Here is a 992-nt window from a genome sequence, read left to right on the forward strand (position 1 = left end):
CTTAAGCGCCGATATGCCCGTCTTTGCTCTATCGCGCAACGAAGGCACATTAAATCGCTGTACCTTGTATCGTGGTGTAACCCCTATTTACTTTGAAACAGATAAAGAGGACAGCTTTGATATCGCGCTCTCTACCCTAACCTGCTTAAAAGAGAAAGGGATGCTGAAGTTTGGTGATCTCGTGATCATCACTCAAGGCGATATTATGGATGTCGCTGGTTCAACAAACTGCATGCGTATCTTGCCTGTCACTTGATATTAAAATAACCCGATATCCAAGCAACAGTGCACTAAGCCATGGCTGCGAATAATGAACTCGCAGCCATTTTTAGTTGTGGGAAAAACAAAAATGGATTGATGATTATGCGAATTGGATGACGTGTGATGCTTTAGCGTTCTGTATTGAGCAATACAACTCGACGAATTTGAAACCGGCTTCCATTCCCAGTTGGTAGTCGTGCAGCAGATCTTCTTTTTCGCTCATCAAAGAGTTCGATTTCAGTTGCTCACTCGGCGCAATCTGAACAACAAAGGTGTCATCGGGTGGCGAGTGTAAGAAATCTTCGGTTAATGAGTAGGTTTGATAGTGCACCATCAACATATCCGCCAAACCGGAATCAAACTTATCTCCCACCAAATGACTAAGGCGATAAATATCGTCGGCACCAAACAGCCAGCGACCACCATTGAGCAAGTCTAAATGCCGCCTGTCTCGCGTCTGCTGTTTAGAACGCGTGATTTGCTGCTGGAAAAACGACGTCCAATCTACCTTCCACTGATCAATTTTTTGCTGCCAATGTTCTTGCACACTGCTAAAAGAGTCACGGAACCATTCAAGTTCTTCTGCCGTGATCGGTTTGGGTGGCTTGGGAGTATCTTGGTCGGATTGGCTGTCAGGGTTCGCCTCAGAAGCCGGCTCAGTTCGAATCACAACAATAGAACGAGCTTGCCTTCTCCACGCCTCCTGAACCGGTATAGAGGCCGACACACCG

At 46.4% G+C, this 992-nt stretch carries 2 protein-coding genes; one reads left to right on the forward strand and one right to left on the reverse strand.

Going from position 1 to position 992, the window contains the following annotated elements; all coding sequences use genetic code 11:
• Window positions 1–256 (forward strand): pyruvate kinase alpha/beta domain-containing protein (locus KIV40_RS28250; RefSeq protein WP_285352525.1); only part of this gene is annotated, 256 nt, incomplete at its 5' end.
• Between the two features lie 105 nt (window positions 257–361).
• On the opposite strand, the gene KIV40_RS28255 is transcribed toward KIV40_RS28250, so the two are convergent.
• Window positions 362–992: DUF6363 domain-containing protein (locus tag KIV40_RS28255; RefSeq protein ID WP_285352527.1), on the reverse strand; the 631-nt coding region annotated here is incomplete at its 5' end.

The organism is Vibrio sp. D173a, assembly GCF_030248475.1.